This is a genomic window from Planococcus sp. BI3 (assembly GCF_056680115.1).
Genome location: NZ_CM155266.1, coordinates 2,002,662 through 2,029,249, shown reverse-complemented (window position 1 = coordinate 2,029,249; position 26,588 = coordinate 2,002,662). Strand labels below are relative to the sequence as shown.

Sequence of the window (26,588 nt, the reverse complement as noted above, 5' to 3'; positions counted from 1 at the left end):
GTATATATGGGAGGTTGAGCAGATGGGTTTATTAGACGAATTAAAAAATCGGATTTTGACGGCGGACGGTGCCATGGGAACCTTGCTGTATTCGTACGGCATTGAGTATTGCAACGAGGAGTTGAATCTGCAGCGTCCGGAAGTGATCGAGAAGATCCACCAGGATTACATCAAAGCGGGAGCCGATATCATCCAGACCAACACATATGGAGCAAATGCGGCAAAACTGGCCCGTTACGGATTGGAAGAACAGGTCGCGGATATCAACAGAGCGGCTATTGGAATCGCTAAACGGGCGGCGGCACCAGGCGGGCAATTTGTGTTCGGAACCATCGGCGGAATCCGGGGAATCCGTAAAAGCGACGCCACATTGCAGGAAATCATTGCGATGGTCGACCAGCAGGCAAACCATCTGCTGTCGGGTGATCCGGACGGCCTGCTTTTGGAAACCTATTACGATTTCGAAGAGTTGGCGGCGACAGTCAAGCACCTGAAAGGGATGACTGACACGCCATTGATCGCCCAAGTGTCCATGCATGAGCCGGGCATCCTGCAAAACGGTATGTCGTTGAACGATGCCCTGCATCAACTGGAGGCGCTTGGAGCCGATATTGTCGGCGTCAACTGCCGTCTTGGCCCGCACCATACCATCCAGGCTTTTGAAGAAGTCACCTTGCCTGAAAAAGCATTTCTGTCAGCTTATCCGAACGCCAGCCTGCTGGATGTGGAAGATGGCCGGATTGTTTATGAATCGGAAGCGGATTATTTCGGACGCGCTGCTTTGCTATTGAGAGAAGAAGGCGTCCGTTTGATCGGTGGCTGCTGCGGCACAACGCCGAAGCATATTGAAGCGGTGAAAAAGCATCTCGGCAATTTGCCGCCGATCGTCCATAAGGAAGTCACCAAAAGAAAACCGATTGTCATCCGTGAAGCGGAAGTGCTGGAAGTTAAGCCGCTCCATGAAAAAGCTAAAACGGAACGGACCATCATCGTGGAGTTGGATACGCCGCGCCACCTGGATACCACCAAATTCCTGGAGGGCTCGGCCGCTTTGAATGATGCCGGGGTGGACGCCATCACGATGGCGGACAATTCGCTGGCATCGCCGCGCATCAGCAATATGGCGATGGGATCGATCCTCAAACATAAGCAAGACATTCGGGCGCTTGCCCACATCACCTGCCGCGACCGCAACCTGATTGGCCTGCAATCGCATTTGATGGGGCTCGATGCGCTCGGAATCCATGATATACTCGCCGTGACGGGCGATCCGACCAAAGTCGGTGATTTCCCGGGAGCGACCAGCGTCTATGACGTGTCGAGCATGGAATTGATCCAGCTGATCAAAAAGCTCAATGAAGGCATTTCATTTTCCGGCAAGCCTTTGCGGAAAAAAGCCAACTTCTCGGTAGCGGCGGCATTCAACCCGAATGTCCGTGTACTGGACCGGGCAGTGGCAAGACTTGATAAGAAAATTGAAAGCGGTGCGGATTATTTCATTTCGCAGCCGGTTTACACAAAAGAGAAAATCGTAGAAATCCACGAAGCGACCAAACACCTGGAAACGCCGATCTTTATTGGCGTAATGCCGTTGACCAGCATCCGCAGTGCAGAGTTCCTGCACAATGAAGTGCCGGGCATCAAGCTGTCGGAAGATGCACTGGAACGCATGCGCGCATGCGGTGAAGACAAAGAGCGCGCAACCGCAGAAGGCATCCAGATTGCGAAAGAATTGATTGATACGGCGGCGGAGCTGTTCCATGGCATCTACTTGATCACGCCATTTGTCCGTTACGATATGACCGTGGAATTGATTCATTACATCAGACAACTAGATCAACAGAAAGAGAGAGATGCCAGCCATGCCCAAACATCTTATTGAACAGCAGCTTGAAAAAAGAATATTGATCATCGACGGAGCCATGGGAACCATGATCCAAAACGTCGACCTTTCCCCAGAAGACTTCGGGGGCGAAGAGTTTGACGGTTGCAATGAATACTTGAATATTGTCCGTCCGGATGTCATTGAAGACATCCATACCGCCTATCTGGAAGCCGGAGCTGATATTCTCTGCACCAATACCTTTGGCGGCACGCCGATCGTCTTGGATGAGTATGGCATTGGCGACCAGGCAGCAGAAATCAACCGGCGCGGAGTGGAAATCGCCAAAAAGGCGGCAGCCGCTTTTTCAACACCGGAATGGCCGCGTTTTGTGGCAGGGGCTATCGGGCCGACGACAAAAACCCTGTCGGTAACCGGGGGCGCAACATTTGATGAAATGCTGGAAAACTTTTATGTACAGGCCGAGGCATTGATTGAAGGCGGCGCAGATTTAATCCTGCTGGAGACAAGCCAGGATATGCTGAATGTCAAAGCTGCAACGATCGGCATCAAAAAAGCTTTTGAAGAAACCGGGATCGAATTGCCGATCATGGTGTCCGGAACCATCGAACCGATGGGCACAACACTTGCCGGCCAAAGCATCGAAGCATTCTACATCTCGATTGAACATGTTAAACCCCTGTCGGTCGGTTTGAACTGTGCAACGGGACCGGAATTCATGACGGACCATATCCGTTCGCTGTCTGAGCTGTCGGACGGCTATGTCAGCTGTTACCCGAACGCCGGCTTGCCGGACGAAGATGGGCATTACCACGAAACACCAGAATCGTTAGCGAAAAAACTGCGGGGCTTTGCGGATAAAGGCTGGTTGAATGTAGTGGGCGGATGTTGCGGAACAACCCCTGCGCACATCAAGGCAGTGCGTGAAGCGATGGAAGGTCTGGCGCCAAGAAAGCCGGATCCTGTCGAGCACGGCCATGTCGTGTCCGGTATAGAAGCATTGCAATACGATGAAACCATGCGTCCCCTGTTTATCGGAGAGCGGACCAATGTCATCGGCTCCCGCAAATTCAAGCGTCTGATTGTTGATGGGAAGTTTGAAGAAGCGTCTGAAATCGCTCGCGCACAGGTGAAGAATGGTGCGCATGTCATCGACATCTGTCTCGCGAACCCGGACCGGGACGAAGTGGAGGACATGACCCACTTTATGAAAGAAGTCGTTAAGAAAGTCAAAGTGCCGTTGGTCATCGATTCCACGGATGAAGAAGTGATCGAAGTGGCGCTGAAATATTCCCAGGGGAAAGCCATCATCAACTCAATCAACCTGGAAGACGGGGAAGAGCGTTTTGATGCGGTGATGCCGCTTGTGAAAAAATACGGTGCGGCAGTTGTTGTCGGAACCATCGATGAGCCAGGCATGGCGGTTACGCGTGAGCGGAAACTGGAAATTGCACAACGTTCGTATGATTTATTGGTCAATAAATGGGGACTGGCACCGGAAGACATCATCTTTGACCCGCTGGTATTCCCAGTCGGCACAGGCGATCAGCAATACATCGGATCGGCTGTGGAAACCATCGAAGGAATCCGCCTGATCAAAGAAAAAATGCCGCGTGCGTTGACCATTCTGGGCGTCAGCAACGTATCGTTCGGCTTGCCGCCGGTCGGCCGTGAAGTATTGAATGCAGTCTACCTATACCATTGCACGCAGGCAGGCTTGGATTACGCCATCGTCAACACGGAAAAACTGGAGCGTTATGCATCGATTCCAAAACAAGAAATCGATATGGCCAATGAATTGTTGTTTACGACGACAGATAAAACCTTGGCTGATTTCACCGCTTTCTACCGCGACAAGAAAAAAGAGAAGACCGAGGACGATATCCCGAAAACGGTACCTGACCGTTTGGCTTATTATATTATAGAAGGAACAAAAGAAGGCCTGATTCCGGATTTGGAAAAAGCGCTGGAAATGTACGATGAGCCGTTGGATGTCATCAACGGACCGTTGATGAAAGGGATGGCCGAAGTTGGGCGGTTGTTCAACGACAACCAATTGATTGTGGCCGAAGTGCTGCAAAGCGCAGGCGTCATGAAAGCGGCGGTTTCATTCCTGGAACAGTTCATGGAGAAGAAAGAAGACGACTCCGGAAAAGGCAAGATCGTGCTGGCTACGGTAAAAGGCGATGTCCACGACATCGGCAAAAACCTGGTCGAAATCATCTTGAGCAATAACGGCTTTAAAGTGATCGATGTCGGCATTAAAGTATCGCCGGCGACATTGATTGAAGTCATCCGGAAAGAAAAGCCGGACATGATCGGCTTATCGGGCTTGCTCGTCAAGTCCGCGAAGCAGATGGTCATCACCGCGCAGGATTTCAAAGAAGCGGGCATCGATGTGCCGATTCTGGTCGGCGGCGCGGCGTTATCGAGACGCTTTACGGAAACCAAAATTTCAGCGGAATACGACGGGCCGGTCATCTACGCCAAAGACGCCATGCAAGGGCTGGACCTGGCCAACCGTCTGCAAAGCGGGGCTGGAAAAGCCGAGCTATTGCTGGAATTGGATGCCCAGCAGGAAAAACGCCAGGCTTCTGAAGCGGTTCGCGCAGCCAAGCCGGCTGTGGCAGTTGCTGAGAAACCGGTCAAGACGGTTCGCGAAGATGTACCGGTCTTTGTGCCGAATGACCTGCGGCGCCATGTGTTAAAGGATTATTCAGTGGCGCATCTGTATCCATACGTCAATATGCGCACCTTGATCGGCCATCACCTTGGGTTGAAAGGCTATAGTGAAAAAACCTTGGCGCAGGGCGATCCGCGTGCTGTACAGCTGCATGAAATGGCGACTGATTTCCTGGGCTCTGGGCTATTGAAGCCATCTGGCCTGTATCAGTTTTTCCCGGCTCAAAGCGACGGCGACGATGTCGTCATCTACGATCCGAAAGACGCCAAAACGGAAATCGAGCGCTTCACGTTCCCACGCCAATCGGCTCCGCCATTCCTGTGCCTCGCTGATTACCTGAAATCGGTAGACAGCGGCGAAATGGATTATGTGGCCTTTATGCAGGTGACGGCAGGATTCGGTGTGCGGGACGAAGCGACGCGTTTGAAAGAGCAAGGCAAATTCCTGGAAAGCCATGCGCTTCAAGCAACAGCGCTTGAACTCGCTGAAGGCTTTGCCGAACGCATCCACCAGGAAATCCGCGACCAATGGGGCTTCTCGGACGCAACGGATTTCTCGATGCGCGACCGTTTTGCTGCGAAATACCAAGGCCAGCGTTTCTCCTTCGGTTACCCGGCCTGCCCGAACCTGGAAGACCAGGCAAAACTGTTCAACCTCATCAAGCCGGAAGACATCGGCGTCCATCTGACGGAAGAATACATGATGGATCCAGAAGCCTCGGTATCGGCGATGGTTTTCGCCCATCCGGATGCACGGTATTTTATTGTGGATTAATAACGAAAAGCGGAAGCGGCCGTGGAGCTCCGACAGGCATAAGGCGGACCAGCAGGGTGGCGTTCTTTGCCACGGCGCTGGGTTGGCTTATGATCCAAAGAGCTGGGCGCTGGAGTCTGGACAATAAGAAAGAAGAACAGGAAGAAAAAGCGGGAAATCATTGATTTCCCGCTTTTTCTTATTGTGGAGAAACTTCTCTCAAGCATTGATTTCGAGAAGCTCGCCGCTCGCTTTCGGATTCATACCCGTGTGCATGCTTTTTCATGCGAGTTTGGGCTGAACGACTGCAAATCCATTTGAACGACCACAAATCTATTTGAACGCCCATAAATAAAAAATCCGGGTATCTGCAGCATAAAAAAAGCCCTCTGCCGACCCGACAAAGAGCTCTTTTATGCAATTTTATCTAAAGCACCTCGAAAAAACGGTGCGTCACTGGCTATTCAACAACAAAAACAGCGGAAAATCATTGATTTCCCGCTGTTACTTTTAATAATGTGAAAAAAGAAGAGGCAGTCAGCACACCGCTGACTGCCTCTTCGGCAAGATAGATCAATTCACTTTATCCAACAAGAAGCCATAGCCTTCTGCTTCCATTTCCGCTTCCGGGATAAACAGCAAGGCAGCGCTGTTCATGCAATAGCGCAGTCCGCCTTTATCTTCAGGCCCGTCGTTGAAGACATGTCCGATATGGCTGTCGCCGGCGCGGCTGCGGATTTCAGTGCGTTTCATGAACAGCATGCCGTCATCGTGTTCGGTCACGACGGATGGGTCGATCGGCTTGGTGAAGCTCGGCCATCCTGTTTTGGAATCGTATTTATCCGCGGAAGAGAACAACGGCTCTCCGGTGGTGATGTCCACATAAATGCCCGGCTCATAGAAGCCGTCGTATTCATTGGAGAAAGCGGGTTCGGTCGCATCTTCCTGCGTCACTTCATATTGGATATCCGTCAATGTCGCTTTCAGTTCTTCATCGCTCGGTTTCGGGTAAAGCGCCGGATCGATCAATGACTGGGCGTCCCCGTCCACCTCTTGGCCTTCCAAGGTGTCAAACTCGACATGGCAATAGCCGTCCGGATTTTTTTCGAGGTAATCCTGGTGATATTCTTCTGCCAGGTAATAATGCTCCAGCACTTCGACTTCAGTGACGATCGGATCGTCGTAGCGGTCTTTTTCGGCGGCAACGACTTTGTCGATGACAGCCCGGTCGGCTTCATTTTCATAATAAATGCCGGTCCGGTATTGCTCGCCGCGGTCATTGCCCTGTTGGTTCAGAAGCGTAGGATCGATGATCATGAAGTAATGGCCGAGCAGTTTCTCCAGATCCACGCGTTCCGGATCATAGCGGACATGGACGGTTTCGGCGTGTCCGGTATTTTCGCGGATGACTTCTTCGTAGGTCGGATTTTCGGTATTGCCGTTGGCGTAGCCGGAAGTTACATCATAGACACCGAAAACCCGCGCCATATAAGCTTCGACTCCCCAGAAACAGCCGCCTGCGAGCCAGATATCCTGCAGCTTGTCTGTATCAAACTCGAGGTCTGTGTTCGGGTTGTCGGGAAATTTGGAAGTGCTCGCATCTGCTGTCTGTCCGGAAGCGGGGTTGCTGGAATTATCATTTCCGGATGAACACCCTGAAAGCACCAGCAGCAATAAAATTACAAAGCTAAAAAATGAGATCTTTTTCATAGGGAAGCTCCTGCCTTTCGTAATTGAGTGGGTCTGAAATCCTGACGATCCTAAGGGTCAGCGGCAAGGACAGCTTGGGCTTAAAGAGAGCTGGGTGCATGGGCGTATAAAGAATTTATTGGCTGTAAGCGTTATCTTTCTGTTTCTAACTATATTTTAATTGAATCGCTGCAAAAGAGGAACTGGAGAGGTTCGGGAAAAGCTGTTTACTTACTGAGTCTGTCACAAAATGGATTTATGACTCGCTGATTTTTCTAAGGAACTACTGTCTTTTGGGAAATACGATTAAGCGTGTAAAAGGACAGAATTTTATCTTTGAGAATCAAACACCAGACAGATAAGAGCTGAATTTTAATAAAATCATTGAATATTTACACTTCTGCGCATTATGCTGTTCAATTCATCTCCTATTTAGTATAATTCTAATGTAAGAATTACTATCCTTCACAAGCACTACCCAGCAATAATGGTTATAGATAGAGCTTTATTATTATTAGGAGGGTTTAGAAAATGGAAAACAACGTACATGATGACAATGATAAAAAGCGCCACACAGCAGCAGCGGATGCACAATGTCCGGTAACAGGCGGGCACACTGATAGTGCAATTACGACATCGAACAAACCAGGGAAAACGCAGAACAAAGACTGGTGGCCGAATATGCTGAATGTGAATATTCTTCATCAGCATGATAAGAAATCGAATCCTCTAGGAGAAGACTTTGATTATAAAGCAGAGTTCGAAAAACTGGATTATGCTGCATTAAAGCAAGATCTTAACGAGTTGATGACCAACAGCCAAGAGTGGTGGCCGGCTGACTACGGCCATTACGGCGGGTTATTCATCCGTATGTCATGGCATGCCGCAGGTACTTACCGGACGACAGACGGCCGCGGGGGCGGATCTACTGGAAACCAGCGTTTTGCGCCGCTGAACAGCTGGCCGGATAACGTTAACTTGGACAAAGCGCGCCGTTTGCTATGGCCGATCAAGCAAAAGTACGGAAACAAAATTTCATGGGCCGATTTGCTGGTGCTAACGGGCAATGTGGCACTTGAGTCAATGGGCTTCAAAACCTTTGGATTCGGAGCAGGCCGTGAAGACATTTGGGCACCGGAAGAGGATGTTTATTGGGGCAATGAAAAAGAATGGTTAGCAGATAACCGTTATTCAGGGGACCGCGAATTGGAAAATCCTCTGGCTGCAGTCCAGATGGGCTTGATTTATGTGAATCCGGAAGGGCCAAACGGCAAACCGGATCCTCTTGGAAGTGCGTTCGATATACGTGAAACGTTTGCACGTATGGGAATGAACGATGAAGAAACCGTTGCATTGATTGCAGGCGGACATACTTTTGGTAAATCACATGGCGCTGGAGATCCTTCCAACGTAGGGGACGATCCGGAAGCAGCTGTAATGGAAAACGTGGGACTTGGCTGGAAGAGCACGTACGGTTCAGGTAAAGGCCGCGATACGATTTCAAGCGGTATCGAAGGCGCTTGGACTGCCAACCCGACGAAATGGGACAATGGCTACTATGAGCAATTGTTAGGTTACGAATGGGAACTGACGAAATCTCCTGCCGGTGCATACCAATGGACGGCAAAAGATCTGCCGGAAGATCACATGGCGCCTGACGCGGAAGATTCGTCGATCAAAGTGAAGACAATGATGACAACGGCAGACATGGCACTTCGCATGGATCCGGCATATGAAAAGATTTCTCGCCGCTATTACGAGAATATGGACGAATTCGCAGATGCATTTGCTCGCGCTTGGTTCAAGCTTCTTCACCGCGACATGGGACCAAAAGCGCGTTACTGGGGACCTGAAGTTCCAGAAGAAGTATTGATTTGGCAAGATCCGGTACCGGAAGCACCCGGCACATTAAGCGACAAAGAGTTGGAAGCGCTGAAAGTGAAAATCCTGGAAAGCGGAATCAACCCGCAGCAATTGGTTAAAACTGCTTGGGCTTCTGCCAGCACATACCGCGATTCAGATAAGCGCGGCGGTGCAAACGGAGCACGCATCCGATTCGCGCCTCAACGCGAGTGGGAAGCAAACGAGCCGGAAGAGTTGGAAAAAGTGCTTTATTTCTATGAACACTTGAAAGCCGGCACTGACAATCAAATCAGCATCGCTGATTTGATCGTGCTTGGAGGAAACGCAGCAATTGAACAAGCTGTAAAAGCAGCCGGATTTGATATTGCTGTGCCATTCACTCAAGGCCGTGGAGATGCACTCGAAGAACAAACCGATGCCGAGAGCTTTGAGCCTTTGGAGCCGGTTTCCGACGGTTTCCGAAATTACCAGAAGAAAGAATACGCAACAAGCCCAGAAGAAATGATGCTGGATAAAGCGCAATTGCTTGGCTTGACAGCACCAGAAATGACAGTATTGGTTGGCGGAATGCGCGCATTCGGTGCAAATTACCAAGGAGCCACAGAAGGAATCCTTACCGACAAAGTCGGCATATTAACAAATGATTTCTTTGTCAACTTATTGGATATGAACACAGAATGGACGCCTGTAGAGTTCAATAAATACGAAGGCAAAAACCTTGCGACGGGCGAAGTTGTCCACACAGCAACACGTTTTGACTTGGTATTCAGCTCGAACGCGATTCTGCGTGCAATTGCCGAAGTATATGCACAAGATGACAACAAAGAAAAGTTCGTTCGAGACTTCATCAAAGCATGGAATAAAGTGATGAACGCTGATCGTTTTGATTTACAAAAATAATTAGGGAAAGCCTGGTCAGCGTATCTTGCTGACCAGGCTTTTTTTATGGAATGGTTTTTCAGGCATCCTGCCTATTTCAAGAGTTAAGCTGCGTCATCAGGTAAGAGGGAAGATGAATGTTTTCAACTTGAACTAATTTCTGATGAAAGATATTTGAAATCTATTGAAAGCAAGTCCCTATACTGGAGAGGATTTGGACCGGCATGCTACTATTCAAAGACCAGTGAAAGGAGGCCGAGCGATGATTTCATTGAACATCTTAGATTATTCGCCGATTGACGAAGGCAGAACCGCAGCAATTGCCCTGAAGCAGACGACAGATCTTGCGCAGCTGGCAGACCGGCTCGGCTATCAGCGTTTTTGGGCAGCAGAGCATCATCAGGTCGCGTCGGTTGCCGGCAGCACGCCTGAAATGTTGATGATGCATTTGGCGGCCTCAACCGAAACGATTCGCATCGGTTCTGGAGGCGTCATGCTGCCGCATTACAGCGCCTATAAAGTTGCGGAAAATTTCCGGATGCTCGAAGCGCTGCATCCCGGCCGCATCGATCTTGGCATCGGCCGTTCCCGCAGCTACCGGATCGTCAACGAAGCGTTGAATGAAGGCAAAACGAAACGGCTTCCCTACGACCAGCAATTGGCAGATCTCCAGAAATATTTCACCGATGACACAGCCGGCGAACACCGGTTCCAGCCGCTGCTCGCCATGCCGATCATCGAAACAGCACCGGAGATGTGGTTGCTTGGAACCGGCCAGGGCAGTGCGCGGCTCGCGGCTGAAAAGGGAATGGGCTATGCCTTTGCCCATTTTGCTAAGCCTTCGCCGCAAGGGGTGGAAGCAGTGGATGCGTACCGTGCGGAATTCCAGCCTTCGCCGCTTTTGCAGGAGCCGAAAGTGATCATCGCAGTCTTTGCGGTCGTTGCTGAAACAGCAGAAAAAGCCGAGGAGCTGGCGACGGCGTTCGATTTGTGGCTGCTGTTTGTCGAATCCGATTCGCCGCCGCCTTATTATCCGTCTGTCGAAACGGCAAAAAAGCGCGGCTTCAGCGCCAGTGAACAGGAAAAAGTGGCGCGCAACCGGGAGCGTATGCTGATCGGCACTGCTGGGCAAGTGAAAGCGCAGATCGAGTCCATTGCAGAACGCTACGGTACAGACGAAATCACCATCATCCCCAATATTCCCGGTGCGGCTAACCGCATGGATGAGCTGCGTTTATTGGCATCGGCATTTAATCTTTCTGGAAAATGAAACCATTTGCGTCGGTACTGCGTATAGAGTAAAAAAGCAGTAGGGGCGGAGATGGCAGATGGCAATCAAAACGAAAACGAAAGAGAAGAAAGACCGCTGGTGGATTTATGATGTAATTGACTTTTTTATTGGCATCCTGGAGATTTTGTTCTATCTTCCGCGCATGGTCTTCCGTTTTCTCAAGGAGTGGTAGCGGACACAAAGTATATCCAATTAAATGAAAACAGCCGCATGCTCATTGTGGCTGTTTTTTGCGTTTGGACAGTATTTACCCTTACTTCGACAGTATTTCACTCCGATTGGACCGTATATCCAATTAAATGGAAAAAAGCCGCCCATACAGGCGGCTTTTCACAGTTTTATAGCTTCGCGAAATCAGGATCAGCGACTTTTACCAATTGCTTGCCGAGGTTGGTGCCTTTGAATAGGCCAAAAAACGCGTCCGGCGTGTTTTCAAAGCCTTCGACAATCGTTTCGTCGTATTTCAATTTGCCTTCCTGGAACCATTGGGTAAGTGCTGCGGCGCCTGTTGGCAGGTCTTTCGCATAATCGCCGAGCGTAAAGCCTTTCATCATCGAGCTGGTCTTGATGAATTTCCATTGCATGCGGGGGCCGACGTCTTCACCCGGTGAGTTGTAGGAAGAAATCGATCCGCATAATGAAACGCGGGCATTCCGGTTCAGCTGATTGATGACGGCATCGGAAACGTCTCCACCGACGTTGTCGAAATAGACGTCGACGCCATCTGGAAGTGCTGCAATCAGGTCTTCTTCGAAACTGTCTTTCTTGTAATTGACTGCAGCGTCAAAGCCGAGTTCATTGATCAGGTAATCGACTTTTTCATCGGTACCTGCAATGCCGACAGCGCGCGCTCCTTTGATTTTGGCGATTTGGCCGACAATCGAACCGACAGCACCCGCTGCTCCTGAAACGACAACCGTTTCGCCAGCCTGCGGTTTGCCGATGTCCAGCAATCCGAAGTAAGCGGTAAGCCCGGTCAAGCCGAGAACGCTAAGCCGTGTAGTGATTGGTGCGACAGTTGGGTCCACTTGCTGCAGCTTTTGGGGATCGGCTACATTGTACTCAGCCCAGCTGAGGTTGCCGTTGACGATATCGCCTTTTTTCAATAAATCCGAATTGGAATCGACCACTTCGGCAAGCACACCGCCGACCAGTACTTTATTCAATTCGAACGGCGGGATATACGATTCTACATCTCTCATCCGTCCGCGCATATAAGGATCGACTGACAAATAAAGTGTCTTCAATAAGACTTCATTATCAGCGGGTACCGGAATTGCTTTCTCAACAAATTTAAAATCATCGTTCGTTGGCATGCCTTCTGGGCGATTGACCAAATGGATTTCTCTATGTGTTTGGTTTGTCATGGAAAATTCCTCCTAATATACGAATTCGATGAAAAGCGTACCACTCCAACAGAGGGGGGTCAAAAATAATGCACTGGAAAATGGCGGTGAGCGTGTATTCTTGATTCCTTAAAATCCGTATGCTATTTTGAAATACCGAAGCCTTTCGGAACAGAACCAATTGCAGAAAAGAGGAAGTCCATTGAATCCATTATATAAAGAGTTGTTTGAAGAAATTACGTTGCCGAATGGCGTCGTATTGAACGATCGCCTAGGTGTTGCACCGATGACGACCTATTCAGGAAATGAAGACGGCACCGTTTCTGACGAAGAATTGACCTATTACAACCGTCGCGCAGGTCTTGGCGACTTGTTCATCTCGGCATGCATCGCAGTGTCGGAAAACGGCATCGCGTTCCCGAACCAGTTTATCGGTTTTGACGACAACGCCATTCCGCGCCTGACGCAAATGGCAAAAGAAATGAAATCAAAAGGCAGCAAAGCGATCCTGCAGATCCAGCACGGTGGACGCCAAGGACAGCCTGCATTGATCAAAGCCAATGAAACAGTAGCTCCAAGTGCAGTGCCGGGTGCAGCAGGTACGCCGACACCGCGTGAATTGACGGAAAAAGAAATTGAAGCCATCATCGAAGACTTTGGCGCAACGACCAGAAGAGCGATCGAAGCAGGATTTGACGGCGTGGAAATCCACGGTGCCAATACCTACTTGCTTCAGCAATTTGTTTCTTCGGCGACAAACCAGCGGCAGGACCAGTGGGGAGGCAGCCTGGAAAACCGCTTGAAGTTTCCACTGGCTGTCCAGAAAAAAGTTCAGGACACTGTCGCACAATATGCGGATGAGCAGTTTATCGTCGGCTACCGCCTGTCACCGGAAGAAAACAATGAAACTTCAGCCGGCTATACAATAGAAGAAACCAAAGTATTGGTGGAAGAATTGATTCAGCATGGCATCCATTACATCCACGTGTCATTGATGGAAGTCATGAAAGCTCCAAAAGGCGCGGAACAAGGCGACAGCATCGTCCGCATCTTAGCAGACCACATCAATGGCCGCGCAGCTTTTGTCGCAGTCGGCAGTGTGAAAACACCGGAAGACGCATTGACGGCATTGGCAGAAGGCGCAGACATCGTCGTGATCGGACGCCAAGCACTGATCGATCCGGAATGGACTGAAAAAGTAAAACAAGGCAACGAACACGAAATCCATCCGCAAATTACGCAAAAAATGGTCGGCAGCTTAGACATCCCGCAAAACATGTGGCATCTCATCACATCGTACGGCATGGTTAAAGTAGCGGACCAGTAATATGGGGTACTGAGCGTTCAACTTCGGTTGAACGTTTTTTTATGGAATTATTTATACAGTAAAATAATTTGTAAACAGAAGAAGCGCTTTTGAGAACCAGTTTGTGGAATATCAGAAGTATAAAATAACTATATTCCTATAATAGGTTGAAATTGAAAGCACTTTCATTTATAATTTTAATAAACCGGTTTAGTAAACCGATTTAGCAGAAATTGGATTCTAATGATAAATACAAATAATGGTTTTATATAGCGGAAGGAGCGAGTATTTTGTCTGATACCTATGGTGTTTTTACACTGGGCGATGCGTTGATTACATTTAATCCGTCGGAGACAGGGCCACTTCGTTACGTCCCAGCTTTCACACGTAAAGTCGGGGGAGCAGAATTGAATTTTGCGATTGGCTGCGCGCGGTTAGGCCTGCATTCCAAATGGGCAAGCCGTTTGGGCGGCGATGAATTCGGCCGTGTCATTTATAATTTTGCGCGCGGTGAAGGCATTGATATGACGGATGTAGAATTTGTGGAAGGTTATCCGACTTCATTGAACTTCAAGGAGATCCGGGAAGACGGCTCAGGCAAGACGTTCTACTACCGCTACCAGTCACCTATCCTGACGATGCAACCAGAAGACATCACTGAGGAAATGTTTGAAGGCATTGACATCATTCATTTGACTGGGGTGTTCCTGGCAATCGATCCAAAAAATTTGGCCATCACAAAGCGCGTGCTGGAAATTGCAGAGCAGCTGGATATCCGTATTTCATTCGATCCCAATATCCGACTCAAGCTATGGACCATCGAACAGGCGAGAGCCGCTTATATGGAAATTCTGCCTTCAGTGGATATCCTGCTGACGGGTCTGGATGAAATTGAATTGATCATCGGCGATGCTTCAATAGAAGCATTGGAAAAATGTGCAGCGGATTTCTCGATTGGCCAATTGGTCATAAAAGATGGCGGCAACGGGGCACGGGTCTTTACTGGCGGCGAGTGGCACGAAAAGGAAGCGTTCAGCGTCAACCCGATCGATACAGTAGGAGCGGGTGATGGTTTTGATGCCGGGTATATCTATTCGGTATTGCACGGCTATTCACCTGAACAATCACTGGAATTCGCCAATGGCGTCGGTGCACTGGTGACGACCGTTTCCGGAGACAACGAAGGGCTTCCTTATCTGAAGGAAGTCGAGTCCTTGATCCATAAAGAAATTGTTATTGAGCGTTAATCTGAAGGAGGAAACCAATTGATGTTAAAGCATGCCATTCTATCCCAATTGTCTGAAACAAAAGTGGTGGCGGTTATCCGCGGCACCAGCGCAGAAGAAGCGGTTGAATTGTCGAAAGCGGCGGTACAGGGCGGCATACGCGCAATTGAATTGACCTATACGACGCCGCATGTCCAACAAGTATTCGAAGCGCTTGAAGGCGAAGATGTCCTGCTTGGTGCAGGTTCTGTGCTGGATCCGGAAACGGCGCGCCACGCCATTTTGGCGGGAGCGAAATTTATTGTCAGCCCGCATTTCAATGAAGAGATTGCACCAGTCTGCAACCGCTACGGCATTCCCTATCTGCCGGGCTGCATGACAATCCGTGAAATGGTAAAGGCATTGGAATCAGGAAGCGATATCATCAAATTGTTCCCGGCGAATAATTTCGAACCTTCGTTCATCAAATCGGTCAACGGACCGCTACCGCATGTGCGCATCATGCCGACTGGCGGCATCAACCTGAACAATATCCAGGACTGGCTGGCAGCCGGCGCAGTAGCGGTCGGCATCGGAAGCGATTTAAATAAAGCATACGCAGCTGGCGGTTTTGACGCAGCGGTGGAACTTAGCCAAAAATACATACAGAAAAGTGCGCAGCAGAAGGAGTGAAGACCATGAACATGACATTTCGTTGGTATGGACAGGGCAATGATACAGTAACGCTGGAACACATCAAACAGATTCCAGGCGTCAAAGGAATCGTTTGGGCGCTTCACGACAAACCGGCCGGCGAAGTCTGGACAAAAGAAGACATCCAAGAAGAAGTGGCCTACATCGAATCACACGGTTTCCATGCGGACGTCGTCGAAAGCGTCAATGTCCATGAATCCATCAAACTGGGAAATGCAGAACGCGGCCAATATATTGAAAACTATAAGGAATCAATCCGCAATCTGGCAGAATTCGGCGTCAAAGTCATCTGCTATAATTTCATGCCGATCTTCGATTGGACGCGGACAGAAATGTTCCATCCATTGGAAGATGGATCGACCGCGCTGTTTTTTGAGAAATCGAAAGTGGAACAGATGGATCCAAAAGAATTGATCCGTACCGTCAGTGAAGCGTCTGATTTGACGCTGCCTGGCTGGGAGCCGGAAAAAATGGACCGCATCACGGAACTTTTTGAGGCTTATAAAGAAGTGGACGAAGCGAAGCTATGGGACAACCTGGAGATTTTCCTGAAGGAAATCCTGCCGGTCGCAGAAGAAGCAGGCATTAAGATGGCCATTCATCCGGACGATCCGCCGTATTCGATTTTCGGATTGCCGCGCATCATCACCGGTGAAGCAAGCTACGAGAAACTGATCGAAATTTCCGATTCACCATCCAATGCCTTTACGATGTGCACCGGCTCGATGGGTGCAAGCCCGGCGAACGACATGGTGCAGGTGGCAAAAAAATACGCCAGCCGCTCTCCTTTCGCGCATATCCGCAACGTCAAGATTTATGACAACGGCGACTTTACAGAGACCTCCCATTACACACAGGATGGGTCGATTGATGTGAAGGGCGTCGTTAAAGAATTGCATGCACAGAACTATACAGGCTATGTACGTCCGGATCACGGCCGCCATATCTGGGGCGAAGTTTGCCGCCCGGGCTACGGTTTGTATGACCGAGCACTCGGCATCATGTACTTGCTCGGATTATGGGATGCTTACGAAGCAGCCGGAAAAGAAGGTGCCAAATGATTCCAGTCCATGAAAACCTGAACGGCCGCGTAGCCGTAATCACTGGCGGCAGCGGGGTTCTTTGTTCGGAAATGGCAAAGGAGCTGGCACGCCAAGGCATGAAAGTAGCTATTCTCAATCGTACTGCCGAAAAAGGCGAAAGCGTCGCGGTGGCTATTAAAGATGCGGGCGGGGAAGCTCTGGCGCTTCCAGCTGACGTTTTAGACCGTGCTTCATTGGAACAGGCAAAGCAGCAGATCCTTGAAACATTCGGCCGCATCGACTTGTTGGTCAATGGCGCCGGCGGTAACCATCCGGATGCCATCACTGGCCCGGAAACCTATGCGGAAGAAAATGAGGGACAATCGTTCTTCGATTTGGATGCAACCGGCTTTTCTTCGGTCTTCTCGTTGAACTTCACAGGGACCTTCCTGGCTTGCCAGGTGTTCGGCAAGGAATTGCTGAAAAGCGAAGCACCGGCCATCATCAATTTGTCTTCGATGAGCTCGTATGCACCATTGACGAAAATCCCGGCATATAGCGCGGCAAAAGCGTCGATCAACAACTTCACGCAATGGATGGCGGTTCATTTTGCGGAAACTGGCCTGCGCGTCAACTCGATTGCGCCCGGTTTCTTCCTGACGACACAAAACCGCGACCTGTTGATGGATAAAGACGGAAATCCGACGGCACGCACGAAAAAAATTCTGGAAGCGACGCCGATGAATAAATTCGGCGAGCCCGAAAATCTGCTTGGCGCATTATTGTTCCTTGCGGATGAATCGTATTCTTCTTTCGTTACTGGAACGACGTTGGCCATAGATGGTGGCTTTATGGCCTACTCTGGCGTATAAGAAAGTCCCCCTGTGCTTAGTGCACAGGAGCTTTCTCAAGCCGTTTGAAAGCGATTGCAAATTTTGGAAAAATAAATCAACCATCAACCAGAGTCGATATGGCATAAGAGTTGGATAGGTTTTAACGGAGGAAAGAGTATGGATTGGATTATTGATTCGCTGCCGATTATTTGGGTGGCACTGGGCGTAGCCCTGTTATTGTTCTTGAACATGAAAGTGAAATTAAACAGTTTCCTGTCTTTATTGATTGTGGCCATTATCGTCGGTATTCTGAACGGGTTAAGCCTGGATGATGTAGTTGAATCCATTAAAAACGGTTTCGGCAGCACACTCGGCAGCCTCGCATTGATCATCGGATTGGGTGCTGTACTTGGTAAATTGATGGTCGACTCGGGAGCAGCCCAACAGGTAGCTTCAACGCTCCTCAGAAAATTCGGCGTTAAAAATATTGAATGGGCAATTTTAATTGTCGGTGGGATCTTCGGGATCTCAGTTTTCTACGAAGTGGCATTCATCATTTTAGCGCCACTGGTCATCAGTATCGCGATTGAAGCGAAAGTGTCGTACATGCGACTTGGGATGACAATGGTTGCTGCGGCGACCTTAGCCCACAGTTTATTCCCGCCTCAGCCGGGTCCGACTGCTCTTGTTGAAGCCTATGGCGCGGATATGGGAATGGTTTACATATTAGGCGTGGTAGTCTTTGTGCCTGCTGTTATTGCAGCAGGAATCATCCTGCCACGATTGCTCGGCAACCTGGAAAAACCGGTTCCACCTCTTTTGAAAAAACCGAAAGAATTTACAGAAGAAGAAATGCCGGGCTTTGCAATCAGTGTCATTGTACCGTTATTGCCGGCCATCATCATCACCAGCACGACAATTTTCAATCTCTTCATTGAAGAAGGAACAATGTTCCACGAAATCATCAACTTCTTGGGCACAGCTGAAATCAGCATGCTGTTGGCAGTCCTTATTGCGATTTATGTATTTGGTTTGCGCCGCGGCAAGAAAATGCATGAAGTCATGGATTCGTTTGGCAGTGCCATCCAAAGCATTTCGATGATCATCCTGATTGTTGGTGCAGGTGGTGCTTTCAAACAGATCATCCTAGATTCCGGTGTCGGCGATTATATCGCTGTGCTGATGCAGAACACCAGCGTCTCCCCGTTGATCATGGCATGGGTCATTACGGCAATGCTGCGTATCGCAACGGGTACGGGTGTCGTTTCCGCTATCACGGCGGCAGGAATCGTTGGGCCGCTGATTCCGACATTCGACGTTAATCCGGTACTGATGGTACTTGCTACCGCAGCCGGCAGTAATACAATTACGCACGTCAACGATGCGTCGTTCTGGCTGTTCAAGGAATACTTTAATTTATCGATCAAAGAAACTTTCAGAACATGGGGACTGCTGCTGTTGACGACTTCGGTTGTCGGACTTGGCGTTGTTCTTCTGCTGAGCTTGTTTATATAATGGAATGAAAAAAGCGCAACTCCGAATTTTCGGAGTTGCGCTTTTTGTATTCAGCCGGTGAACACCGTATCGTACGGATAACGGTAATTTTCCTTGTGTGGTTTCATTAAGATAAAGAACAGAGTCAAGGGCCCGATCCGGCCGGTGAACATCACCAGACTCAACAGGATTTCGCCGAGGTCGCTCAACTCGCCGGTGATGCCCATCGACAAGCCGACGGTCCCGAATGCGGACACCACTTCGAATGCCAGCGGCAGGAATGGGATTTTTTCTGTTACGGTTAATAGGAACAGTAAGAAGACAACCAGCAATACGCTGATGGTCGTGATGGCCAGAGAACGGATCACCGTCTCAATCCGGATGGAGCGGCCAAAAATTTCGGGTTCGCGCCGTGACTGCAAAAAAGAAACCGTCGCCAGGACGACAACGACAAAAGTCGTCACTTTGATGCCGGAAGCTGTCGAAGCGCTGCCTCCGCCGATAAACATCAACAGCATCGTGAACAAGAGGGTCGGATCTTCGAATTCGCCGTAGTTCAGCGTATTGAATCCCGCAGTCCGCGGAGTTACTGCACTGAAATAGGAAGCCAGCAATTTGTCGTGCAGGGACATATTGCCGAGAGTACCGGGATTGTTGTATTCCAAAGCGAAAATTACAATCATGGCAACCACATTTAAAATCAGGGTGCCGGCGACCATCAGCTTGGTATGCAATGCCCATCTGTGGAACGTTTTTTTCTGTGAGATATCCATAACCACGGTGAACCCGATGCCGCCGATGATGAACAACATGGAAATGAGTCCATTGACCAGCGGATCTCCGGCAAAGCTCATCATGTTATCGGGAAACAGCGAGAATCCTGCGTTGTTAAAGGCGGAAACAACATGGAAGACACTGTAGTTGAGTGCATCTTTAAAGCCGAATTCCGGAATCCAGTAAATGGTCAACAGCACTGCAGCGATTGCTTCCACCGTCAAAGCAAATGTCAGGATCGATTTGACGAGTTTGACGATGCCCCCGACTGTGTTTTGGGTCAGCGATTCCTGCAGGTAAATCCGGCTTTGAAGGCCAACTTTCTTGCGGAACAGGATCAGGATGGCCACAGCGAACGTCATCAAGCCGATGCCTCCGCATTGGATCAGCACCAGCAGAACCAATTCGCCGAAGCCGGTGAGGACAGTGCCCGGATCAAAGACGCTGAGTCCCGTCACTGTCGTGGCAGATGTGGCGGTGAACAAGGCATCAGTCCAGGAAATCGGTTGCGTGGTTGCGGAGGGCAGTTTCAATAATAAGGTGCCTGCCAAGATCAAAAATAAGAAACTGCCGGAAATAACAACCGGTGGAGAAACGGTTATCCGCTTTTTTTTCCATGAGCGCATCAAAGCACTTCCTCATCTATAGAACTGAAATATGAGCCTACTTTATGCCTGTTTCGACCTACTGTCAATAAAATTATGCACGACGGAAAAAACGGCGATTGCTGCGCAACCGGCAGGGCATCTTTGTATAATGAACCGCAATCGTTTATTAAATCAGAAAAAATAGAATATTCCCTATTAATCACTCCTTAATTTCGGTATAATTAAAAAAAACTAGGGGGTAGAGAGATGAAGAAAATGAAGGTAAGTGCGTTCTCTTTGATCATTGCCGGCAGCGTGGTTTTAGCAGCCTGTGGAGAAGACAATGTCACTACGAACCCGGAAGAAGGCGGTGGAGAAGCCGCTGGGTTGGAAACGAATATTGTCACCATCGCGACGGGTGGAGCATCCGGCCCTTATAATATCATCGGCTCGACACTGGCTGAAACCTACAGCACGGAATACGGCGTCAATTCAAGAACCCAGACAACCGGCGCGTCGGTTGAGAACGTCAACTTGATCAAAGAAGACAAGATTGAAATGGCATTCACGATGAGTGATGTTGTCAGCCAGGCGGTTGAAGGAACGGAAGGATTTACCGAGCCGTCAGATAAAATCAGCCAAATCGCTGCCTTGTATCCAAACTATGTCCAAATCGTCACCACGGCGGATTCAGGCATTGAAACCTTTGAAGACCTGCGCGGCAAGCGAATCGCAGTAGGTGACCAGAATTCTGGAGTAGAAGTGAATGCGCGCATGCTATTGGAAGGCTACGGCATCACTTACGATGACATCGATGTGGATTACCTTGGCTATGCGGAAGCGGCTGACGGCCTGCGTGCCGGACAGATCGACGCGGCTTTCCTGACAAGCGGCCTGCCGAATGCGTCCTTGCTGGAACTGTCTGAAACACTGGATATCCGCATGGTTTCCATTGCGCCGGAAGATGTTGAACGCGTGGCAGAAGATCAGTCCTATTTTATTTCACTTGAAATTCCAGCAGGAACTTACGGCAATGAAGAACCCGTTCCAACTGCAGCGATCATGAACGCTTTGGTGGTCCACTCGGATATGAGCGAAGACGATGTCTACAAATTAACCAAAACCTTCTTTGAGAATCTGGACACGCTGGAGAATTCCCACCAGGCAGCAGCCGATATTACATTGGAAGCAGCACAAGAAGGCTTGGTAGCACCGTTGCATCCAGGGGCACAGCGTTACTACGATGAACAATAAAGTGTTGGCGGGAGGGGCATGTTTGATTGTGCTCCTTTTTTTCCTGTTTTGGCGAATTCCTGTCGTACAGTTCGATTTCGGAGGGGAACGCTATTTTTTAAAAGATACCGACTTTACGCTGCAGTGGATCCATTCCGTCGAAAAAGAGGAGTGGCTGGAATTTTATGAACGGGACGGGGATAACCTGCTGCTGACGGAAACGAAATTCAAAACTTACGGCGCGGGTGTTCCTTCTGATGGTGAAATAATCTCTTCAGAAGACGGCTATGTCCATATGAAGATCGGCCGCCTTTTCAATGAAATGAATTTGACGGTTTCCCAAAATGCACAAACGGCGATCATCACCGCTGATAAGGAAATTCCATTGTATGAATACACAGAAGACTATGAGCTTGTGACAATCACGATTGAATTTATTGATCTTTGGGATTATGTAAGGGGGAGCAAGCTATGACAAAAGACAACCGGGATTTGGACGTCGAAAGCGTCTCCGCCCATGAAGAAGACAAAAACATCAGCCAGGAAGTGCTGGAGAAATACGATACGGATGCCAAAGTCCGGAAATTGAAAAACCGTAAACTGGTTTTATTGATTGCCGCGATCGCCATCGCCTATACACTCTACCATCTATACGTCACTTTCAATCCGCTTCCTGCCCTTCAGGCGCGTGCCATTCACGTTGCGGTCGGGATGGGGCTGATTTTCCTGGTTTATCCGACATTCAAAAAGCAGGATCGCACGAAGATTCCGTTCTATGATTGGATTTTATTTATCTTCAGTTTGGGAACTGCAGGTTATTTGATGTATGAATACAATGACATCATGACGACGCGCGGCGGGATTCCGAATACATTGGATATCGTTTTCGCCATCCTGACGGTTGTGCTGGTCCTTGAAGCGGCACGCCGCGTCACCGGCATCATCCTGCCGATTCTGGCTTTGGTGTTCCTTGCATATCCATTCATCAGCCATTTTATCTGGATGCCGGATATGCTGATGACGCGGCCGTTCGACCTTGGCGATATTTTCGGGCAGCTGTATTTGAAGACGGAAGGTCTTTATTCAACGGCCATTTCCGCTTCGTTGCAATTCATCTTCCTGTTCATCCTGTTCGGCGCCTTCCTCGCCAAATCGGGGATGGGGCAATTGTTCAATGACCTGGCCATGGCCTTAGCAGGCAGCAAGCAAGGAGGACCTGCCAAAGTGGCGGTCATTTCCAGTGGGTTCATGGGCAGCATCAACGGTTCGGCCATCGCCAATGTCGTCGGGACCGGTGCCTTCACCATTCCATTGATGAAAAAAATCGGCTACAATAAAAACTTTTCCGGCGCCGTAGAAGCGAGTGCCTCCGTGGGCGGACAGATCTTGCCGCCGATCATGGGGGCGAGCGCGTTCATCATGGCGGAGACGACAGGGATTGCCTACGGAACGATTGCGCTTGCGGCTTTGCTGCCGGCAGTGCTGTATTTCCTCGGGGTCATCATGCAGGTCCATTTCCGCGCCGGAAAAGAAAACCTGAAAGGCATTCCGAAAGCGGATCTGCCGAGAACCAAAGAAGTGCTGAAGGAAAAAGGGCATTTGCTGCTGCCGATCGTCGGCTTGATCTTTATGCTCTATACAGGCATGCCAATCGCTTACGCAGCATTCTATACCATCGTACTGACAGTCATTGTGGCCGCATTCAGAAAATCGACGCGTATGGGCTTTAAGGATATTCTCGAAGCGATGGAAAATGGGGCACGCCAATCGCTGTCCGTCATGATCGCCTGTGCGGTCGTCGGCATCATCATCGGTGTGGTCAGCCTGACAAGCTTTGGTACTGTCATGACTTCAGCGATTACAAGCTTTGGTGCAGGGTCGCTGTTCTGGACATTGTTCCTGACGATGCTGGCATCGATTGTTCTGGGTATGGGCTTGCCGTCCATCCCGGCTTATATCATCACGGCAACCATGACGGCGCCGGCACTTGCTGAATTTGGCATTCCGGTTCTGGTCGCACATTTATTCGTCTTCTATTTTGGGATTTTCGCCAATATTACACCGCCGGTCGCGCTTGCCGCGTTTGCCGGTGCCGGGATATCCGGAGGGGATCCGATGAGGACCGGCTTGAACGCCTTGCGTCTGTCGATCGCCGGTTTCATCATCCCGTACTTGTTCGTTTATAACCCAGCCATGCTGATGATTGACACGACAGACATTGCGGTCAATGCCACTGAGTTCGCTTTGCCGCCGATATGGGAGATCATTTCAATTACCATCACCGCCATCATCGGCATCATCGGATTGAGTGCGACCGCAGAAGGCTATTTCCAGACCAGGCTTAATGTGCTGTTCCGGATTGTGCTCGGAGCGGGAGCGTTGATGCTGATTGTTCCGGAGACCTTGACGGATATCATCGGTTTGACGATTGTACTGGGGATTTTCGTCATCAACTTCCTGAAGAGCAAAAAAGAAAATGCAGCCGCGGCTGCTTCGTAACTAAGGTGCATGTCAGCCGGACAGCAGATCGTCTGCCGTCCGGCTTTTTTGGTAAGGCAAAGAAAAAGCGGGAGGGCAACGAATATGAAAGAATTCATTGAGGCAAATCACCAGCCGATGCTGGAATTGATTGAAAACCTGGTCAATCGCTGACGCATGAGAAGAGCGGCGGCGGGTCAGACGCCAACTTGACGGCCCATATCGGCATTCCGTCGATTGACGGCTTGGGTCCGGTCGGAGGCAACGCCCATCAGGAGACCGAGTATTTGGTGGTGTCCTCGCTGGCTGAGCGGACCCTGCTGCTGGCGAATGTGATTGAGCGGTTGAGTGGGAGAGAGCGGTAATCAGGCCTTTGATCCAAATGAATTAGTAAGAGCTGGAAGTCTTTGACTTCCAGCTCTTTTTCAGTTATCACTCATGCACATAAACCCGGCTGATGGCGATTACGCCAGCTAGGATGGAGGCATCCACTTAAAAGAGGCGTATCCCTCATTTGAAATTTACTGAATTATAAGTAACCGCTTACTTTATTTCTATTAACCTTGAAATTGGTATAGACAACTATACCGATAATGGATATAGTGAAAATTAAGAATCCATAAAGGGGTGGAAATTTTATGTTTGGTTTTCTTCAAAAAATAGGGAAGTCCTTGATGTTCCCGATTGCTACCTTGCCTGCCGCGGCTTTGCTGCTGCGCTTTGGGCAGGAGGATTTGCTCGATATTCCGTTCATGTCGGCAGCCGGTGCAGGAATCATCGATAACCTGGCGATCATCTTCGCCATCGGAATCGCGATGGGCCTTGCTCATGACGGCAACGGAGGAGCGGCTTTGGCTGGAGCCATCGCTTATCTTGTGTTGACTTCGGCAATCGTCACGATCAACGAGTCGATCAATATGGGAGTTTTCGCCGGTATTTTATCCGGTATCGTCGGAGGTCTTTTATACAATAAATTCTATAATGTGAAGTTCCCCCAATGGCTCGCTTTCTTCGGCGGCAGGCGGTTTGTGCCGATCATCACCGCGGCGACCATGACCGTTCTCGCTGGAATATTGGGCTATGCATGGCCGCCGGTTCAGGCAGGCATCGATAACGCGGGTGACTGGATTTTAAATGCCGGCATATTCGGCGTCGGCGCTTACGGTTTCCTGAACCGCTTATTATTGCCGACTGGTTTGCACCATGTCATCAACACGGTCGTCTGGTTTGATTTCGGAACCTTTACAGATGCCACGGGAGAAGTGGTGCGCGGAGAAATCAACCGCTTCCTGAAAGGGGATCCGACGGCAGGGCCATTCCTGTCCGGGTTTTTCCCGATCATGATGTTCGGCCTTCCTGCTGCCTGTTTTGCTATGTACGCGGCAGCTAAGAAAGAGCGCAAAGCCATTGTCGGCGGGATGCTTTTCAGTATCGCCTTTACGTCATTTTTGACAGGCATCACAGAACCGATTGAGTTTTCGTTCATGTTCCTGTCGCCTATCTTGTATGTAGTCCATGCCCTATTGACGGGTGCTTCCATGATGGTCGCTTATGCCTTGGATGTCCATCACGGTTTCGGCTTTTCAGCTGGCGCGATCGACTACGTGCTGAATTATGGGCTGGCCACCAATCCGCTGATTCTGCTCGTTATGGGGCTTGTCGTCGGAGCCGTTTACTTTGTTATCTTCTACTTCTTGATCGTCAAGCTGGACCTGAAAACGCCTGGCCGTGAAGATGAGGACGAGGAAGGTGCAGAAAATGCAGGTTCCGGCAATAAAGCCGTTGATGTCAGAGCGTACAATACGATTGAAGCATTGGGCGGCACTTCGAACATCGTCGCTGTCGAGTATTGCACAACGCGTTTGCGCATGACGGTCAAAGATTCAGAGCTTGTGGATGAAAAAGCCCTCAAACGCCATGGTGCGATGGGGGTCATGAAAATTAATAAAACCAATGTCCAGGTGGTTATCGGAACAGCGGTTGAATTTTTGGGAGATGCTATGAAGCCGCGTTTGGCAAATGGCAATCCGGCTCCTGCACACGGAGCGGAAGCAGCAGCTGTTGAAGAAATCGTCAGTGAACAAGCGGCAATGAATGAAATCATCGCAGAAGATTTTGAAATGCCGATCCAAGGAAAGATGATTCCGCTGTCGGAAGTGCCGGATGAAGTATTTGCTAAAGGCATGATGGGACCCGGTTTTGCCATCATTCCAACAGGCAACATCCTCCATTCGCCGGTTGACGGCCGTGTAGTCAGCGTTTTCCCGACCAAACACGCCATCGGCATTGAAACGGATACAGGAATTGAAATCCTGATTCATGTCGGCCTTGATACCGTCAAGCTGAAAGGTGAAGGCTTTGAGTTATTAATAGAACAGGGGCAGCTGGTGCAGCGCGGAGACGCTTTGCTGAAGCTTGATTTGGACTTTCTGAATGCCAACGCGCCTTCTGTTGCAACACCAGTTATTTTTACCAATCTGACTGAACAAAAACTTACGGTCATGAAAGACGGCTTCCAGGAACAGGGAACAGCTTCCATCTTGAGAGTCGAATAAATAATACGAGCCGAAAACCAGGGATATCCACCGCGATCTT

At 49.6% G+C, this 26,588-nt stretch carries 19 protein-coding genes; 16 read left to right on the top strand and 3 right to left on the bottom strand.

All coding sequences use genetic code 11. The annotated features are described in order from the left end of the window. The first annotated feature begins 22 nt into the window (after window positions 1–22). Entirely contained in the window at window positions 23–1,882 is a 1,860-nt protein-coding gene (locus AC1MEO_RS10090) for a bifunctional homocysteine S-methyltransferase/methylenetetrahydrofolate reductase (RefSeq protein WP_480330013.1), read from the top strand. Continuing rightward, the gene (gene metH, locus AC1MEO_RS10085) at window positions 1,863–5,300 is read left to right on the top strand and encodes a methionine synthase (RefSeq protein WP_480330011.1); all 3,438 of its coding nucleotides are present in this window, start codon (window positions 1,863–1,865) and stop codon (window positions 5,298–5,300) included. Before AC1MEO_RS10090 ends, metH begins: the two co-directional genes overlap by 20 nt. Before the next feature lie 552 nt (window positions 5,301–5,852). Here the strand turns inward: metH and msrB are convergent. After that, window positions 5,853–6,989 carry a peptide-methionine (R)-S-oxide reductase MsrB gene (msrB, locus tag AC1MEO_RS10080; RefSeq protein ID WP_480330009.1) on the bottom strand — a complete coding sequence of 379 codons (1,137 nt, stop codon included), beginning with the start codon at window positions 6,987–6,989 and terminating at the stop codon, window positions 5,853–5,855. A gap of 510 nt (window positions 6,990–7,499) precedes the next feature. Here msrB and katG point away from each other — a divergent pair. The 3 genes from katG (at window position 7,500) to AC1MEO_RS10065 (ending at window position 11,173) form a co-directional block, all read left to right on the top strand. Then, the gene (katG, locus tag AC1MEO_RS10075) at window positions 7,500–9,731 is read left to right on the top strand and encodes a catalase/peroxidase HPI (RefSeq protein ID WP_480330007.1); all 2,232 of its coding nucleotides are present in this window, start codon (window positions 7,500–7,502) and stop codon (window positions 9,729–9,731) included. A gap of 241 nt (window positions 9,732–9,972) precedes the next feature. Then, on the top strand, window positions 9,973–10,980 hold the full coding sequence (locus tag AC1MEO_RS10070) for an LLM class flavin-dependent oxidoreductase (protein ID WP_480330005.1): 1,008 nt from the start codon (window positions 9,973–9,975) through the stop codon (window positions 10,978–10,980). 58 nt (window positions 10,981–11,038) lie between these two features. After that, window positions 11,039–11,173, top strand: coding sequence for a hypothetical protein (locus AC1MEO_RS10065; protein ID WP_480330003.1), 135 nt, complete (start codon window positions 11,039–11,041; stop codon window positions 11,171–11,173). A 166-nt stretch (window positions 11,174–11,339) separates the two neighbouring features. On the opposite strand, the gene AC1MEO_RS10060 is transcribed toward AC1MEO_RS10065, so the two are convergent. Further along, on the bottom strand, window positions 11,340–12,368 hold the full coding sequence (locus tag AC1MEO_RS10060; protein ID WP_480330001.1) for an NADP-dependent oxidoreductase: 1,029 nt from the start codon (window positions 12,366–12,368) through the stop codon (window positions 11,340–11,342). Between the two features lie 181 nt (window positions 12,369–12,549). Between AC1MEO_RS10060 and AC1MEO_RS10055 the strand changes: the two genes are divergently transcribed. The 6 genes from AC1MEO_RS10055 to AC1MEO_RS10030 all read left to right on the top strand — a co-directional run bounded on the left by AC1MEO_RS10055 (window position 12,550) and on the right by AC1MEO_RS10030 (window position 18,942). After that, entirely contained in the window at window positions 12,550–13,674 is a 1,125-nt protein-coding gene (locus tag AC1MEO_RS10055) for an NADH-dependent flavin oxidoreductase (RefSeq protein WP_480329999.1), read from the top strand. A gap of 269 nt (window positions 13,675–13,943) precedes the next feature. Next, entirely contained in the window at window positions 13,944–14,900 is a 957-nt protein-coding gene (locus AC1MEO_RS10050) for a sugar kinase (RefSeq protein ID WP_480329997.1), read from the top strand. A 21-nt stretch (window positions 14,901–14,921) separates the two neighbouring features. Next, window positions 14,922–15,551: a bifunctional 2-keto-4-hydroxyglutarate aldolase/2-keto-3-deoxy-6-phosphogluconate aldolase gene (locus AC1MEO_RS10045; RefSeq protein WP_480336077.1), complete on the top strand. Its 630-nt coding sequence runs from the start codon at window positions 14,922–14,924 to the stop codon at window positions 15,549–15,551. A 5-nt stretch (window positions 15,552–15,556) separates the two neighbouring features. After that, entirely contained in the window at window positions 15,557–16,633 is a 1,077-nt protein-coding gene (gene uxuA, locus AC1MEO_RS10040; RefSeq protein ID WP_480329995.1) for a mannonate dehydratase, read from the top strand. After that, the gene (locus AC1MEO_RS10035) at window positions 16,630–17,466 is read left to right on the top strand and encodes an SDR family oxidoreductase (protein WP_480329993.1); all 837 of its coding nucleotides are present in this window, start codon (window positions 16,630–16,632) and stop codon (window positions 17,464–17,466) included. Before uxuA ends, AC1MEO_RS10035 begins: the two co-directional genes overlap by 4 nt. Before the next feature lie 138 nt (window positions 17,467–17,604). Beyond that, window positions 17,605–18,942, top strand: a complete 1,338-nt coding sequence (locus AC1MEO_RS10030) for a gluconate:H+ symporter (protein WP_480329991.1) — start codon at window positions 17,605–17,607, stop codon at window positions 18,940–18,942. 50 nt (window positions 18,943–18,992) lie between these two features. Here the strand turns inward: AC1MEO_RS10030 and AC1MEO_RS10025 are convergent, their stop codons facing one another. After that, the gene (locus AC1MEO_RS10025) at window positions 18,993–20,321 is read right to left on the bottom strand and encodes a TrkH family potassium uptake protein (protein WP_480329989.1); all 1,329 of its coding nucleotides are present in this window, start codon (window positions 20,319–20,321) and stop codon (window positions 18,993–18,995) included. A 228-nt stretch (window positions 20,322–20,549) separates the two neighbouring features. Here AC1MEO_RS10025 and AC1MEO_RS10020 point away from each other — a divergent pair, with 228 nt between their 5' ends. The 5 genes from AC1MEO_RS10020 to nagE all read left to right on the top strand — a co-directional run bounded on the left by AC1MEO_RS10020 (window position 20,550) and on the right by nagE (window position 26,548). Continuing rightward, on the top strand, window positions 20,550–21,536 hold the full coding sequence (locus tag AC1MEO_RS10020; RefSeq protein ID WP_480329987.1) for a TAXI family TRAP transporter solute-binding subunit: 987 nt from the start codon (window positions 20,550–20,552) through the stop codon (window positions 21,534–21,536). Between the two features lie 28 nt (window positions 21,537–21,564). After that, entirely contained in the window at window positions 21,565–21,990 is a 426-nt protein-coding gene (locus tag AC1MEO_RS10015; RefSeq protein WP_480336075.1) for a DUF1850 domain-containing protein, read from the top strand. Then, entirely contained in the window at window positions 21,987–24,014 is a 2,028-nt protein-coding gene (locus AC1MEO_RS10010; RefSeq protein WP_480329985.1) for a TRAP transporter permease, read from the top strand. The genes AC1MEO_RS10015 and AC1MEO_RS10010 overlap by 4 nt, the downstream gene beginning before the upstream one ends. A 188-nt stretch (window positions 24,015–24,202) precedes the next feature. Continuing rightward, window positions 24,203–24,358 carry a hypothetical protein gene (locus AC1MEO_RS10005; RefSeq protein WP_480329983.1) on the top strand — a complete coding sequence of 52 codons (156 nt, stop codon included), beginning with the start codon at window positions 24,203–24,205 and terminating at the stop codon, window positions 24,356–24,358. Between the two features lie 273 nt (window positions 24,359–24,631). After that, window positions 24,632–26,548 carry an N-acetylglucosamine-specific PTS transporter subunit IIBC gene (nagE, locus tag AC1MEO_RS10000; protein WP_480329981.1) on the top strand — a complete coding sequence of 639 codons (1,917 nt, stop codon included), beginning with the start codon at window positions 24,632–24,634 and terminating at the stop codon, window positions 26,546–26,548. Window positions 26,549–26,588 lie beyond the last annotated feature (40 nt).